Raw genomic sequence first — 15,299 nt, 5'->3', positions numbered from 1 at the left:
CTACCTTAAAACAGGCCGGACAGCAGAGGGATCAGGGTGGTGCCCAGCAGGATGATGCCGCCGCCCGCCATGAGCTGCTTCATGCCCTGGCTTTTGGAGCCGGGATTATCGCTGCCGTACCCCTCCAGGAGATTGACAACGCCCCACACGCCCAGGCCAGCGCCCAGAGCCACAACAAGGGTCTGCAAAGTCGTGATAGCAGAAGTGAAAAATGCCATATAACCTCCATTTCTCCGGGTTTTCCCCGGCCATGAAAAAAGCCGCCCATACAGGCGGCAGGTTACGACCTCTGGACACTTTGTCCAGAAGTGCTTTATACATAGGCATCCGGATCGTCCACATCATCGCAGTTGAGGATGTCCTCGTCCTCGCTTACGGGCCCTGTGTCCGATACGGCTACCTCGTACACCTCACAAGCCTCGTTCAGCCCAGGCCGCCTGCGGCGGTTGATGAGCTTATCAAGGTCAAAGGCGTTTTTCTGTTTATCGGCCTCCGCCGTGTACTTGTAGTTAGGGTGCTGCTTCAAATCGTATTTGGGCGAAAAGAACGGGGGCAGGCCCCGCAGCTGCAAAATGCACTTATCGCCCGGCATGGTAGCCAGCTCGCTGGGTGTCATCAGCTCCCGGCCCAGCCGCTGGGTGTTCTGGTTGTAGCTTTCCGACTGCCCACGGGAGCGGCCCTCGGTCTGCATGGAGATCGTGGCCTTTCCCAGCCAGTTCTCGGAAATTTCCTTGATGGTGGAGCTTTCCCGCCCGCCCAGGAAAATCACGCTGTCCATGTTTCCCAGGATCGTTTCGGCGTTGTCCTTGTATATGGCCTTGCATTGGGCGTACTGCTGGTAGAACAGGCACAGACTTACCTCACGGGAACGGATGACGGCCACCAGCTTCTCCAGCGAGGGCACCTGGCCCGTGTTGGCCGCCTCGTCCCACAGCACCCGCACATGATGGGGCAGGCGGCCCCCGTGAACATTGTCCGCCCGTTCACACAGGAGATTGAACATCTGCGAAAAGGCCAGGGCAACAATGAAGTTATAGGTAGGTGTGGTGTCGGAAATCGTGAAGAAAACCGCCGTTTTCCGATCCCCGATGCGGTCAAGCTCCAGCTCGTCATAGGACATGATCTCCCGGAGTTGGGGGATGTCAAAGGGGGCCAGCCGGGAGCCGCAGGAAATCAAAATGCTTTTTGCGGTCTTGCCGCTTGCCAGCTTATATTTCTTGTACTGCTTCACGGCAAAACAATCCGGCTTGCGCTTTTCCAGGCCCTTAAACATATAGTCCACCGCGTTCATATAGGACTCGTCGTCCTCTTTCACATCCATGCCGGAAATCATATCCACCAGGGTATTGATGTTCCGATCCTCGGCGGGTGCCTCGAAAATGATATAGGCAATCAGGGCACAATACAAAAGCGTTTCCGCCTTCGTCCAAAATGGATCACCCTCCTTGCCCTCGCCTTTGGTGTTGGCTATGAGGGTGTCCACGAATTTGAGGATGTCCGCCTCGTTGCGGATGTAGGACAGCGGATTATAGTGCATGGATTTTGAAAAATCTATGCTGTTAAACACTTTGATCTGATACCCCTGGCGTTGCAGAAAAGCCCCCACCTGGGAGAGCACCCCGCCTTTCGGATCGACGCACACATAGGAGCTGTGCGCCTGGAGCAGCTGGGGCGTAAGCCAGAAACGGGTTTTGCCGGAGCCGGACGAGCCGATGATACAGGCGTTGAGGTTGCGGGCGTTGGCAGGATTTTTGGGCCGGGTATTCATGGTGAGAAACTCCGTCTTTGTCAAAATGACGTTGTTCTCAAACTTCGGATCGACAAAGGGCTTGATGTCTTTTTCGGTGCCCCAACGGGCCGATCCGTATTCCTCATCCCGCCGAAATTTCTTTGCGTTCTTGCTTTTGAAGTAGATCAGCAGGCGAAAGCCCACCGCGCCCACAATACCGATGAGCCAGTCAAAGGGGGCCAGGCCCGGCGCAAAGTCGGCAAAGGCCGGGCCGATGCTCTGCCCCAGCCCCATGAGCTTGTGGGCAAAGTCTGCTCCAGGAGCCAGGCGGTAGGCCGTCCCCAGCTTTAGGCAGGCCCACAGAATAAACAGGTACGGGATATTGGGTATCACATACTTTTTGACGCTATCTGTCCTCATGCACCGCCTCCCTTGCACGTTCTCTCTTGTGGGACGGCTGGCGGGCCAGTTCAGCGGCAGCCCGTTTGAGCTGTTCCCGGATGGGAACACGCTGGGACTTGGAACGCTTCAACACGCGCCGGGAATATTCCGAAAAGCAAGCGGTGATGGCGTCGGCCTGCCCGCTCTTGAAAAACAACAGGTATTTGTCCGGCCCGGTCTTATAAAAGGCATAGTCCACATTCCAGCGCCGGGCCACCCGGTCAAAGTCCTTTGGGGACTCCACCTCAATGCTGTTCGTGGCGGCCCCGTGGCCCATGAGCTGGCGCACCGTCTGTTTTCCGTGGGGTGTCTGGCGGGCCCGGTACGTTTTCTTAATCTTCCGGCCCACCGCCAGACACGCCTGGGCCAGCACCCGACCCGTGAGCTTTGTCGCCTTGATCGAAACTGCTATGGTACGTCTGGAAACGTCCTCGTCAATCAGCCGTATCCCTCCTATTACAATAAATTTGGACAGGAAAGCCGGGCAGCCAGTCCGGCTTTCTCTCCATCTCGTGCCTAAGCTACAATAAGGGGAGCAACTGGCTGACCAATCCCTCCTTGGGCTTTTATGTCCGTTCGAAAGACTGTCAGCCATCCTCTTGTTGCAGCGTTCGATTTGAGCAGGTTGAGCCACCGGATGCCGGAGAGTTCGTGTCACCCAATAGATTGAATCGGCAACGAGAAAAGATGGATTTCCGGTTGCAGATTCTTGGTATTGGAGGAATGTGAATGAACTGTGTTGGCATCGATATTTCCAAGGGCAAGAGCACGATTGCAGTCATGCGGCCCTTTGGAGAGGTAGTGGTTTCCCCTTTTGAAGTGTGCCACACCGCCAGTGAACTGAGCGAGCTGGCAAGGCTGCTCAAAAGCCTGGACGGCGAGACCCGTGTGGTGATGGAATCCACGGGCAATTACCATGCGCCTGTGGCCTGGCTGCTCCATGGCGCGGGGCTTTATGTTTCCGTAGTCAATGCAATGCTGGTGCACGACTACGGGAACAACAGTTTAAGACGGGGCAAGACCGACAAGAAGGATGCCGTGAAGCTGGCCAACTACGGTCTTGACCACTGGCTCACACTCCCGAGATATGTCCCGGAAGAAGATGCCCGGCTCATGTTGAAGACCTGCTACCGGCAGTACCAACAGTATTCCAAAGTACAGACCATGCTGAAAAACAACTTGATCTCCCTGCTGGACACCGCTTTCCCTGATGCAAATCGCCTGTTTACCAGCCCGCCCCGCGCCGATGGCAGCGAAAAGTGGGTGGACTTTGTAGCTGCTTTCTGGCATTGCGAATGTGTCTGTGGTCTGTCTAAGAAAGCCTTTACCACCAAGTACCAGAAGTGGTGCAGAAAGCACGGCTACAATTTCAGTGAAGATAAGGCGCTGGACATTTATGCCTCCGCCTGTGGACGCTTCGGTGTCATGCCGAAAACAAATACGGCAAAACTTTTGGTAGAACAGGCCATTTCCCAACTCCAGGCAACTTCCGCCGCATTAGCTGCTCTCAAACAGGAGATGCAGTCTCTGGCAGCTTCTCTGCCGGAGTATCCTGTAGTGATGGGGATGTTTGGTGTTGGCCCCACACTTGGCCCCCAACTCATAGCTGAAATTGGCGATGTGCGCCGTTTTCATTCCAAGAAAGCGCTGGTGGCCTTTGCGGGCATTGACGCCCCGCCCTACCAATCCGGCCAAATAGATGTCCGCAGCCGCAGCATTTCCAAGCGGGGATCTGCCTCCCTGCGCAGGACACTTTTTCTGGTGATGGGCGTCCTCCTGCAATGCGCTCCAATGGATGAGCCGGTCTACCAGTTCATGAACAAGAAACGCTCTGAGGGCAAGCCCTACCGTGTCTACATGATGGCATCCGCCAACAAGTTCCTGCGCATCTACTACGCTTCTGTGAAAGCCTACTTGGATTCTCTGCAGCACAACTAATTTTCGTGTCATACCATCTGGCTGGCCGCCGTTTCGATTTTGAGATGCTCAGCGGCTTGATTTTGTGTTGTCTTTTTGTCGCTCCCCCAAATCTGAAATTTCTACTTGACTTTTGTTAGCAGGTCTTTCCATGAAAAAAGCACCTCTGGACAAAACGTCCAGAAGTGCCGTTATCGTTCCTCGTGTTCCTTTGCGGCAATCTTCCGATAGCCCTCCAGGGAGGAACCGTCAATAATTTCTTTATAGGCCGCCATCTGTTCCCGCACCGTGAGCTGCGGAAAGGCAAAGACTTTGTGCTCGTCGGGAATGTCCTCGATCCCGTGATAGTGCTCGATGAATTGACCGCCGTTGTTCAGCACATAGCCGCCAGGGGCAAAGTGGCCGTCCTCTTCAAGCCGAATGTCCCGCCCGTATGCCTCATAGTCAAAATAATTCAGCAGGTGCTCCGGCACGTCAATGGCCTCCATGTCCTCCACATAGATGCGGCCCAGGGTTTCATCGTCCTCGACACCGGGATAAAATTCGTAGCAATCCAGGTTTTGCGCCAGATTGATGAGATCGGCCACGCTGGAAGTATGTTCGCCGCTGTCAATGACGGCCTCAAATTTCTCCAGATCACCCTGATCCAGCTCGGAGAGCAGGCAGGCCAGATGATTGAGCTCGTCCAGGTTTTCATATTCCCCCAAGTAGTCATAGAGCCCCAGCACATCACCGTCAAAGCTGGTTATGAAAAATTCCTCATAACGTACCCCGTCCACACCGATCCGCTTCAAAAGGGCCTGTACTTCTTCGGTAGTCGTGGGGAATTTCAGCGTTTCGCCAACCAGCTCACCCTCGTTGTACTTTCCCAGGTTGGTGATGTAGGCTTCAAACAGGGACGCCATCAGCACCGCCCCTGGCCCTTGACGGTCAGGATGCCCTCAAGGGTAGTCGCGGTGATCCCCAGGCGCTGGGCCACGGCAATATCATTTTTCATGGCCTCGGTCACGGAATGGCCGCATACCACCAGCACACGGGAGCGCCGGAGCAGATCGCGGCCCATGTCGATGCCGTTCTTGTGCTCCTCCGGCACCGCGTCATTGAGGAACAGCGGCAGATAGAGCATGGGGCAGATGGGGGAATAGCCCGCATCGTAGACCACACGGCAGTAATGCGCCGCCTGCTCCATATCCACCGCAGGATCACCGCGCCACGCAGCGGTGATATAAGCAAGGGATCGTTTCATTGTCAACACCTCCGATATTTATATAGGTAGTTCAACCCTATCCCCCCGCCCTTTCCCATTCATGGGAAAGGGGGCGGCTCTGGAGGATATACCCCCGCCGCCTTGCCGGAAATAGCACAGCCGGGCCAGGCCGTCAAGGGCAAGCCGCCGCAAACGGCGGGCGTTCCGCCCCTTGACTGCCCGTTCCCGGCTGCGCTGCAAAATATCCGGCGACGGGGGATATATCACCACAGAGCCCATCCCCGGCGCGGGGCGGTCACCTCTGGACAAAGTGTCCAGAAGCGGGGCCCGGTTACTTCTCCAAGTCCTTTTTCCTGTCCGGCTGCGCCAGTTCGGGCGGCTGTTTCTCTTTCCACTCGTCCAGCAGCGCCATGATCTGCTCTTTCATTTTGGCAGGAGTGACCTCCTTGCCGAAATACTTAGACAGTTCAGCAGTCGAAATAATCACACCGCGATCCTCCTTTTTTTCTTCACTCAAAATGCCGTCGATCACATCGCCGTTGAGCTTGCCCTCCTTGTCCAGCTCGTGGAGCCGCTTCGCCTGGGCCACCGAGGGGGAGGACTGCTCCCCATCAATGGAAACGGCAATCAGCCGCTGGTTTTCCGGCCTGATGTACGAGATCTCCACCGCAGGCATAAAGCCCATCTGCTTTGTGTCCACCTTGTCCAGAAGCTCCGGCACCAGGGAGTTGAGCCGGATATACCGCATGACCTTTTTATAGTTCATGTCGTGTTCCTTACCCACAATCTCCACCGAGAGCTTACCCAGGGCCTCCGCCTCTTTCTCATTTTTCGGGCGGGCCCCCTGGCGTTTGATAGCCTCCACCTCCAAATCCAGCAGTTTTGCCAGTTCGCTGGGGAGAGGATCGCCACGCTGCTTGTTGCTGTTCCGCATTTCCCGGACAGCTTCAAGATCGGTCATCTCGCGGACGATACAGGGCATTTCCTCCAGCCCGGCCCGTGTACCGCCATGATGGCGGCGGTGGCCCGCGATAATCTCATAGCCCTTGCCGTCTTTTTCCGGGCGGACGGTGGCGGGGGTCATAATGCCGTGTTCCTTGATCGTCCCCACCAGATCGTCCATCGCCTTATCGTCCTGCACCTTGTAGGGGTGCTCCCGGAATGTATGGAACGGATGAAGCTCCGCCATTTTCAGATAGACGATTTTTCCCTCTTCCACCGGGCGGGGCGGCACGTCAGGCGTGGGCGGCAGATTGATCTCCGGCGGCGGGACTGCCGCCTCCTTGACGGGAGCGGCCTTGCCCGACTTTACCGCCTTAGCGGATTTAGACACAGGCGCACCGCCGGAGCCCGTTTCCTTGCCCTTGTCAGCTTTCTTACCTCTGGACACTTTGTCCCGAACAGAGGGCGGGGCCTCCTCACGGGCCGCCTTGTCAACCTTAGACGGGCGGCCTGTGCGGGGCTCCGCCGCTTTCTCCTTTTTCCCCGCAGACACCCCGGCCTGCTCTTTCGGGGGACGGCCCCGGCGCTTTTTCGGCTTATCCGCCTCCGGCGCTTTTTCCTCCCCAGCAGGGGCAGGCACTTCCTTTTTACCATTGTCGGCAGACTGGAGCTCTGACAGATTGATCACCTTTCCAGCCGGAGCCGGTGTATCTTCGCCCATGCCGTGAAGAACAGTCTGCTGTGTGTGCTTGTCGGCAGACGGCGGATCGGGCTCCACATGATCGGGGGCCGCTTTATCTTCACCAGAAACAGCAGGAGCATTATTTTCCTCCAGCGGTGGCAGATCACCCTGGCCGGGCGGGGATAGGGTTTCCGGGGGCTTATTTTCCTCCGGGCCCATGTTCACTTTTTCATCGGCCATTTGCTAACCTCCTTTTTGATGGAATGAAAAAAAGGCCAGACCTCCCGGCCTGACCAGCAAAAATAATTCCCCCCTTCATTTTCAATTTGAAATCAGCACCACTCCTTTCTAAAACCAGGCCATAAAAAAACGTCGCTTTTCACAAAGAAACAGCGACGTTTTAGTGTAGGTTGGCTCGGTTTTTGTTGTGATTTATGATTATGCCTTTGTAAAGAAACCTTATAAAAAGCCCAAAACGCAAACAAAACTTTAACATCTCTATGTTATCATAAAAAACATGGGGAGGTCTGATGGATGTTTAAACTATTGGTTGTGGAAGACGACCGGGAATTGAATAAGGCTGTCTGTTCTTATTTGAATCAAAATGGCTATAAAGCGGAGGGTTGCTTGAGCGCCAACGAAGCTTATGACGCCATGTATGGAGGTACTTTATTTGATCTGATTATCTCGGACATCATGATGCCGGAAGTAGACGGGTTTGAATTTGCCAAAACCGTACGGGAGATTGACCAGGAAATCCCGATCTTATTTATGACAGCAAGGGATGACTTTGCATCCAAGCAGCGGGGCTTCAAGGCGGGGATCGACGACTATATGGTCAAACCCATCGATCTAGACGAGCTGCTCCTACGGATAGAAGCCCTTTTACGCCGGGCTAAAATCGCTACCAGCAAAAAGTTAATTGTGGGCAACCTTACCTTAGATGCGGAGGAGCATACCGCCTATCTGAACGACGAAGAGGTTCCATTGACAGTCCGGGAATTCAACCTTATTTATAAGCTGTTATCCTACCCCAAAAAGACTTTTACGCGCTCCCAGCTTATGGACGAATTTTGGGATCGTTCTTCTTCCTCCGGTCCCCGTACAGTGGATGTGTATATGACTAAGCTGCGGGATAAATTTTCTGCCTGCAACGACTTTGAGATTGTGACAGTCCACGGGCTGGGATATAAGGCGGTATTAAAATGAACGAAAAAGGAAAGCAAAACAGGAACGTCCGCTGGCTATTTGCTATCCGGCGTTATATCACGTTCTTCCTCTTGATGGCTTTTGTCATCAGCTGCTGCATGACCCTGTTCCTGAATATGATGACAAGATCAACTGGTCTATCCTTTACAAAGGAACATATTGAACAGGCTGCCAAAGTAACATTTCTAAATGTGATTGGATTGAGCCTGCTCTGCACGGTGATCGACGGCATCCGGCGAAAATTCATGGTAGACCAACCGGTACAGAAAATTGTGAAAGCAGCTGAACAGATTATGAAAGGGGACTTTTCTGTACGAATTCCACCCTTTCACACGTTTGGCTATACAAATGGTTTTGACGTTGTTGCAGATTACTTAAATCAAATGGCAAAGGAATTGTCTGGAACAGAAACCTTGCGAACCGATTTTATCGCCAACGTATCCCATGAGCTGAAGACCCCCTTAGCTGTCATACAGAACTATGGTACCATGCTCCAACAGCCAAATCTGACGGAAGAAAAGCGGATGGAATACGCCAGGGCCATCACCGATGCATCCCGCCGCCTTGCCAACCTGATTACGAATATTCTGAAACTGAACAAGTTAGAAAACCAACAGATTTATCCATCCGTAAAGACGTATGATCTAGGGGAACAACTTTGTGAATGCATGCTTTCTTTTGAGGGCGCGTGGGAAGCAAAGGATTTAGAAATCCATGCGGATGTAGAAGAAGACATTCTGGTGGACAATGACGCTGAGTTGCTTGCCCTGGTTTGGAATAACCTATTTTCCAATGCGATTAAATTTACAGAACCTCATGGCAAGGTATCCCTTTCTTTGAAAGCCGAAGATGGCTATGCGGTTGTCCAGGTATCAGACACCGGCTGTGGTATTCCCCCGGAAATTGGAAAACATATCTTCGAGAAATTCTATCAGGGGGACACTTCCCATGCAACCCAAGGAAACGGCTTGGGGCTTGCATTGGTAAAGCGCGTCATAGAGATCATCGGCGGGGATATTTCCGTCAGCAGCGAGGTAGGAAAAGGCAGTATATTCACAGTGAAGCTGAAAAAGAAACAGGAACCTTCTAATCGGGTCCTTTCATAGGTTCCTCCCATAATAAAAATACATTACCGCTCCTTTTTAACGGATAGGAGCGTATCATTCTGCAAATTGAAAGGACGGTTTGACATGGAAAATCAAAGAGATACTTTTCACTATACCTACTCGGCAAAACAACAGGAGGAAATCCAGAATATCCGAAAAAAATATCTTCCTCCGGAACAAGGGGAGGACAAAATGGCACAGCTTCGCCGGCTAGACCAAAGTGCCACAAAAAAAGGCACAGTGCTCTCCATCATCCTTGGTATCGTAGGCTGCCTGTTTCTGGGATTAGGGATGTGTTGTAGCATGGTCTGGATGGATATCTTATTTTTCCCAGGCATCCTGATCGGAATTCTAGGAATTGCGGCTATTGCGTTTGCCTATCCGCTGTATATCCATGTTACCAAAAAAGAGCGGGAAAAGCTTGCCCCGCAGGTTCTTAAGCTGGTAGAAGAGCTTTCAACTCTGGAATCCTAAAAACAGGCTGGATGAGAGATGTTCCCTCCGTCCAGCCTCTTTTCATATGGGCACTTTCCCGGCCCCAGCACCGCTTCCATCCTCAAAAGGATACGGACAATCGCTTTTGAACCACTCTCTGGAGACTCAGTGGCCGGACAACACATACAGGAAATAGACCGTTATAAGTTGTTCCCCGACATGCCTTTCTAAAAAGCGTCCCATATTTCACAAAGAATTTATAAATACAGCGGGGAATTGTATTATAATCTTTATATACATGAAATTCGCACGTGAGGAGTGAAATCCATGGAAAAGAAGGATGTATCCACTTTTCATCCCGAGGATTTGGACCACCTGCTACAGGATGCAATGGGCGGTGTACTATCCACCGATTTGGTACCATGGGCGGATGCAACCGTCAGCCAAATGATGGCCCAAACCAAAATGCTTATGGGTACCGTTGTGGAATACAAAGAGTTGATGATGATGTATGCCTGTGCCATCAAGGAGGTACGGACAAAATTCGATGTTCTAAACACAGAATTTAAAATCCGTTACCAACGCAACCCCATCAGCTCCATCAGCACCCGCTTGAAGAGGACCGCCAGTATTACGGACAAGTTGGAGCGGCAAAATTTCCCGTTTTCTTTAGAGAGCATCGAAAAGAATGTAAACGATGTCGCTGGTATTCGGGTGATCTGTTCGTATATCGATGATATTTATACCATTGCAGAGGCATTTTTACGCCAGGATGATGTAACGCTCATTGCCCAAAAGGATTATATTGCCCATCCAAAACCCAACGGTTACCGCAGCTTACATCTTATTATTAGCATCCCCGTCTTTTTTGCAGATCGAAAGAAAGACATGAAGGTAGAGGTCCAGATCCGGACCATTGCTATGGATTTTTGGGCCAGCCTAGAACATCAGCTGAAATACAAACAAGAAATCCCGAACCAACCAGAAATCATATCGCAGCTCAAGGAGTGCGCTGAAATAATCAATGCTACAGATGAAAAAATGTTGGATATCCGGCATCAGATTGAAGAGATAGCAGACGCACCGACCGAAGAAGATATCCTATTGGAAAAACTCAGCAAGCTCGACTTAGCTGTTGATGTATAAGCTGTCACTCTATAGCGGGCAAAGTGGTCAATGAACATCTTTCTTTGCGATATGCTGTTTTTGGAACAAGGCAAAATAGGCACAGAGAACGGCAAAGCGTGGGTGGAATCCCTAACTTCATAAAATTTATTCACAACTGACAAAACAGGCACCCCAGTTAGAAGGCTGGGGCGCCTGTTCCTTTTTGTTAGGCAAAAAACAGCATTCCCCCCAGGCTATCACACAAAATAGCGGTCTGCTTAAAACACAGGGAAACAACGAATCGTTCAACAGGATGGGACTTGTGCTCTTCTAACATAGCGCCAGAGGCGTCCAGCCCGGTTTGTCGGTATAGTCGGGTGGTTGATTGCCTCTCTTTCCAGTGGACGTAGGGCGCTTGCACCGGTTGCGCAAGGGCAACCAGGAGCTGTTTGCTCCAGTCCGTCACTCCTTTCTGAATCTCTGCCAGAGACGCCTTTTCTTTATTGTCAATCTATTCCCCATTTGGTGTGATCTTGTGAAAGGTATATCCATTTCCCTCTGCCCACTGCTTAGTAACGGTTTTCCAGTTGTGTGCGTAACACCGAGTTAGGGTACCCGCACAGATGTCAAGTCCTATGATATCTTCCCTTCCTTCTTCTTTATCCATTAATCCTCATCCCCGGCCTTAAAGTTATAAATAGGCCGGATGATTTTCGTCACCTCCGCTGTGGGGCCGATGTTTCCCAGAATATCCTCCATTCCCTTATAGGCCATAGGGCATTCATCTAAAGTGGCTTTACTCACCGAGGTGGTATAGATCTCTGCCATCTGTTTTTTGAATGCAGACACGGTAAAAGACTGCTTGGCCATCGCCCGGCTCATGAGCCGTCCTGCACCGTGGGGGGCCGAGCAGTTCCAGTCCTCGTTCCCCTTTCCCACGCAAAGGAGGCTCCCGTCCCGCATGTTGATAGGGATTAGCAGCTGTTCGCCCGCTTTGGCGGAAACAGCCCCTTTCCGCAGAATCATGTTCTCGGTGTCGATGTAATTGTGGATGGTGGTGAATTGTTCCTCCACATGGAGCTTCATGCCTTTTACAATCTCGTCCACCATAGCCTGTCGGTTGAGCATGGCGAACTGTTGGACGATCTTCATGTCATGGATATACTGGTCAAAGAGTTCTCCCGATACATACGCCAGTGCTTTGGGGATATTGGTCTGTTTAAGATTTTTTCGCTTCTTCAGCTCTTTTTGGATCTCTTTTCCCCGGCCTTCCGCCTTCATCTGCGCGATGAGAGCCTCGATGGAGGCGTCGTCGGTGCGGTTGAGGATCTTGTAGCCCGCTTCCTGATAGTAACTAGCCACCTCCACCCCCAAGTGGCGGCTACCAGAATGAACCACCAGATAGAGGTTCCCTGCATCATCCTTATCCACCTCAATAAAATGGTTGCCGCCCCCTAAAGTACCGATGCTTTTTTCTGCCCGAAGGCGGTCCACATGCTGGATACAGTATAACTCACCCAAATCGATCTGGCTAAGGTAGCGGTGCGCCTTGTCTCGGATGGAGAAGCCGGAGGGGATTTTCTCATAGATCAACTTGTCCAGCTTTTGTAGCTCGATGTGATCCTCCCGAATCCGGGTGGTCTCCATACCGCATCCGATGTCCACTCCCACCAGATTTGGAACGACCTTGTCGGCAATAGTCATCGTGGTGCCAATCGTACAGCCTGCCCCTGCGTGAATATCTGGCATCAGACGGATACGGCTGCCCGCTGTGAATTCCTGGTTGCACAACTCTTGCACTTGAGCGATAGATGTGCTGTCCACTATATCTGTAAAAATTTTTGCCTCGTTGTATTTCCCTTTAATTTGAATCATAATTTCCTCTCTATTGTTTTCCTCTGGGTCAATAACTCATCATATTCTCATACAGCAATTTATATCACTCTGCATTTATTTCAAATGGAAGAGAACAGCCGCCAAACTTCTCCCTACCATCTTCGTGGGCCGCTCCCCTGCCTAGATCCAGGGGCGAAAGGGCCTTTTCCTGAAAAGCTGTCCACAGTTCTGCCGCTATCTTCCCGCCCAACAGGATATGGCCAAAAGCATTCCTTCTCCGGGGCATGTCAAGGCGCGCGTCTAGCGCTCCATTCTTCCTCACAATCGTACGCGATCGTCTAGACTTCGCCGGAACGCCATCCAGCAACTTTTTGCCTAGGGAATCCATCAAATAAACCAGCGCCTTTGTGGCACAGTAATCGCTGCCACCGGACGATGGCCATTTTCTCCTCTACGCTGATCCTCATATGTCCAGATGGATAGGAAATCCAAACTCTCGCCTCTTTTCCATTACGCCTTGTTCACCAGGTTCCGTCCCTTGCAGCCTTTTTTGAACAATAAAAGAAAGGTGGGCACCTGCCTCCACCAGGAAACCGTGGCGCCGGTTATTGTACAATGGAATGATCCGCCTACTGGGATACTGGACTATCCCCGTCTTTCGCGATATCTACATCCTTAACATGATTTTAAGATCTTTCCCCGGACGCATATTCGCCCATGCAAACATCCAGCACCTCACGGGGCAACTAGACCAAGGCGTTTTCGTACGGGCATTTCCATTGAATGTCTCGGCCCATCCGTCCGTTTATTACACCATCTCCCGTTTTGCCCTGTCCTGGATGGGGTTGTTATTCTCCAGAATATAGGAGGCCAAATTGTAGGCGTGATTTATCACCCTGTTGCGAGCCATATCATCATAGCGATGCGGAAAATCTGGCGAAAAAAGGGCGTGCATTCCAACGGTTGCATCCCATTGCCATAAGCTATGCATAGGGTGTTCACCTCTCTAATCTTCTCAGATATGGAACTGGAACCGTTTTCGTCATCCACACGCCATTGGCAGACAAGTAAAAGATATACCCATCCCGGTGCATTTTTCCGGCCTCCACCTGGTAGATGACCGGCTCCCCATGCCGGCGGCCCACCGCTTCCGCTGTTTCCGCATTGCTGGAGAGATGCACATACAAGCGGCTCTTTGGGCGCAGCCCCTGTGCCTCGATGGAAGCAGCAAACCGTTCAGCAGTCCCGTGGAACAGTGTTTCCGGCGGTTCGGCTGTGGGAAGCTCCACATCCACCGGGATAGAATGGCCCTGATTCGCACGGATCATTGTCCTGTCTGCATTAAAGGAATACCGCTGCTTTCCATCCGTCCTCACGATTTCCTCTAGAACGCCCCGGTCAATGGCGTACTTCCTGCCGATGCCCGCTAGAAGTGCGTCTACATTTGCCCAGCCGTGTGCATCCAATTCAATCCCGATGGCCTCCGGTTTATGCCGTAAAATTAAACTCATATATTTGCTGATCCTAGTGAGATCCAATACAGGTTTTTTCATGGTTAATCCTCCAAGTTTATCTATGAGATCCTACACGCTTCTTCTGCACAGCCCTTCCAGTTTCAACGCCTGCGCTTCACAAGTTCCACTTTGGTCCGCGGGCGGACTTTTCCGGATCTTGGCCCAACCGCTGCGCCAATAATAGCTCTGGGTCACCAGGTCGCATTCACCGAACATGCTACCCTGAACCATCAGCCAGCCCAGCAGCTGTGCGCGATCCTCTTCCTGACCAGTGAGTTCCTTCGCCGCAAATTTCCGCATTATCTCTTCCTAGGTCCCGCAGTCGGCAACCGTTCTTTGGCCACATTCTGGGCACGGGTCCTGGTGCTCTTATTCTCAATATCTACGGCCTCCATCTCTCGTCCTATCCATTTTCCATAGAAGAGGCTCACCGTCTGGTTTAGCATTCGTCCCCTAGAACCTTATCGTCTATAAGGGTACCTTCCATGCCGTCTATCACTGTAGCCTTCTAAATGTTGTATGCAGCGACCTTCTTTATCAACGTTCCAACCGATTGGGAATAAACCGACCGGTTCACATATAGTTTTCCATCACTGTCGGGATTTCTCTCTAACGTCAGCAGGGGGTTCCAGAACCTTATCATCTCCCTGCATAGCCAATGACTGGCCCCGCTTGGATCATTCGTATCCAACCGGTTCTCCACGAACCTGTCTCCAACATCTCCCGGAGCTCAGGGAAATATCATTCTGTGACATGGCGTTACCTCCGGACAAAAAAGCACCCTGCGCCTGTCTGTCTTTATGACGGAGAGACGCAGGGCTAGAAAAAGGCCGCAAAAAAGTAGCACACCCTTACGGCTGTGGTCTCGCAATTCTGTAGTCCTTGCCTATCGTAGCTCAGGCACTTGCTAGAGCCATATTTATGCAGGTTGGTCATACAAACCTCATTGTTATTAGCCGGTATGGAATAGACAGGGCTGGATTGAGTTTTATTATAGCATAAATGAGTAGATAAGGGAAATAGCCCTTCTGATTTTCTAAGAACCATATGTCCCAATCTATATCCTGAAGCTGTAGCAAACTGCAACAAATTAAGGCCGTCATCCTCAAAAGCGAAAAAAGAGGCCAACAACGATTTTGATCGCCTTCTTAAAAAGTAAATTCCGTGTTCATTT

The 15,299-nt window shown here is 51.7% G+C and carries 15 protein-coding genes; 5 read left to right on the top strand and 10 right to left on the bottom strand.

All coding sequences use genetic code 11. The features are described 5' to 3' along the window. Window positions 1–5 precede the first annotated feature (5 nt). The 3 genes from B5F54_RS09155 to B5F54_RS09145 all read right to left on the bottom strand — a co-directional run bounded on the left by B5F54_RS09155 (window position 6) and on the right by B5F54_RS09145 (window position 2,765). A complete protein-coding gene (locus B5F54_RS09155) occupies window positions 6–218 on the bottom strand; it encodes a Maff2 family mobile element protein (protein WP_087233458.1) in 213 nt (70 codons plus the stop codon). A 95-nt stretch (window positions 219–313) separates the two neighbouring features. Then, window positions 314–2,149: a VirD4-like conjugal transfer protein, CD1115 family gene (locus tag B5F54_RS09150; RefSeq protein WP_087233455.1), complete on the bottom strand. Its 1,836-nt coding sequence runs from the start codon at window positions 2,147–2,149 to the stop codon at window positions 314–316. Further along, entirely contained in the window at window positions 2,136–2,765 is a 630-nt protein-coding gene (locus tag B5F54_RS09145) for a PcfB family protein (protein ID WP_442856114.1), read from the bottom strand. Before B5F54_RS09145 ends, B5F54_RS09150 begins: the two co-directional genes overlap by 14 nt. A 134-nt stretch (window positions 2,766–2,899) precedes the next feature. Here B5F54_RS09145 and B5F54_RS09140 point away from each other — a divergent pair, with 134 nt between their 5' ends. Next, on the top strand, window positions 2,900–4,108 hold the full coding sequence (locus B5F54_RS09140; protein ID WP_087233453.1) for an IS110 family transposase: 1,209 nt from the start codon (window positions 2,900–2,902) through the stop codon (window positions 4,106–4,108). A 170-nt stretch (window positions 4,109–4,278) separates the two neighbouring features. Here the strand turns inward: B5F54_RS09140 and B5F54_RS09135 are convergent, their stop codons facing one another. The 3 genes from B5F54_RS09135 to B5F54_RS09125 all read right to left on the bottom strand — a co-directional run bounded on the left by B5F54_RS09135 (window position 4,279) and on the right by B5F54_RS09125 (window position 7,158). Next, complete coding sequence (locus tag B5F54_RS09135) at window positions 4,279–4,992, bottom strand: antirestriction protein ArdA (RefSeq protein WP_072852334.1); 714 nt, start codon at window positions 4,990–4,992, stop codon at window positions 4,279–4,281. Beyond that, window positions 4,992–5,333, bottom strand: coding sequence for a DUF7768 domain-containing protein (locus tag B5F54_RS09130; RefSeq protein ID WP_050618702.1), 342 nt, complete (start codon window positions 5,331–5,333; stop codon window positions 4,992–4,994). The genes B5F54_RS09135 and B5F54_RS09130 overlap by 1 nt, the downstream gene beginning before the upstream one ends. 292 nt (window positions 5,334–5,625) lie before the next feature. Continuing rightward, window positions 5,626–7,158, bottom strand: coding sequence for a ParB/RepB/Spo0J family partition protein (locus B5F54_RS09125; RefSeq protein ID WP_072852332.1), 1,533 nt, complete (start codon window positions 7,156–7,158; stop codon window positions 5,626–5,628). 294 nt (window positions 7,159–7,452) lie between these two features. Between B5F54_RS09125 and B5F54_RS09120 the strand changes: the two genes are divergently transcribed. The 4 genes from B5F54_RS09120 (at window position 7,453) to B5F54_RS09105 (ending at window position 10,814) form a co-directional block, all read left to right on the top strand. Further along, a complete protein-coding gene (locus B5F54_RS09120) occupies window positions 7,453–8,127 on the top strand; it encodes a response regulator transcription factor (protein WP_087233450.1) in 675 nt (224 codons plus the stop codon). Then, window positions 8,124–9,233, top strand: a complete 1,110-nt coding sequence (locus B5F54_RS09115) for a HAMP domain-containing sensor histidine kinase (protein ID WP_087233447.1) — start codon at window positions 8,124–8,126, stop codon at window positions 9,231–9,233. The genes B5F54_RS09120 and B5F54_RS09115 overlap by 4 nt, the downstream gene beginning before the upstream one ends. A gap of 192 nt (window positions 9,234–9,425) precedes the next feature. Further along, window positions 9,426–9,707, top strand: a complete 282-nt coding sequence (locus B5F54_RS09110) for a hypothetical protein (protein WP_242969672.1) — start codon at window positions 9,426–9,428, stop codon at window positions 9,705–9,707. 408 nt (window positions 9,708–10,115) lie between these two features. Beyond that, a complete protein-coding gene (locus B5F54_RS09105) occupies window positions 10,116–10,814 on the top strand; it encodes a GTP pyrophosphokinase (RefSeq protein WP_237966572.1) in 699 nt (232 codons plus the stop codon). Window positions 10,815–11,441: 627 nt separating this feature from the next. Here the strand turns inward: B5F54_RS09105 and B5F54_RS09100 are convergent. From B5F54_RS09100 to B5F54_RS09080, 4 genes are all read right to left on the bottom strand, one after another. Continuing rightward, on the bottom strand, window positions 11,442–12,650 hold the full coding sequence (locus B5F54_RS09100) for an RtcB family protein (protein ID WP_087233441.1): 1,209 nt from the start codon (window positions 12,648–12,650) through the stop codon (window positions 11,442–11,444). 769 nt (window positions 12,651–13,419) lie between these two features. Then, window positions 13,420–13,521, bottom strand: coding sequence for a hypothetical protein (locus tag B5F54_RS18415; protein WP_242969676.1), 102 nt, complete (start codon window positions 13,519–13,521; stop codon window positions 13,420–13,422). Between the two features lie 88 nt (window positions 13,522–13,609). Next, window positions 13,610–14,164, bottom strand: a complete 555-nt coding sequence (locus tag B5F54_RS09085; protein WP_087233435.1) for an RNA 2'-phosphotransferase — start codon at window positions 14,162–14,164, stop codon at window positions 13,610–13,612. Window positions 14,165–14,194: 30 nt separating this feature from the next. Next, entirely contained in the window at window positions 14,195–14,425 is a 231-nt protein-coding gene (locus tag B5F54_RS09080; RefSeq protein WP_087233432.1) for a hypothetical protein, read from the bottom strand. Between the last annotated feature and the right edge of the window lie 874 nt (window positions 14,426–15,299).

Origin of the sequence: Anaeromassilibacillus sp. An250 (assembly GCF_002159845.1) — a bacterium.
Lineage (GTDB): Bacteria > Bacillota > Clostridia > Oscillospirales > Acutalibacteraceae > Anaeromassilibacillus > Anaeromassilibacillus stercoravium.
The sequence above is the reverse complement of the archived record's forward strand: the minus strand, read 5'-3'. Positions and strand labels throughout refer to the sequence as shown.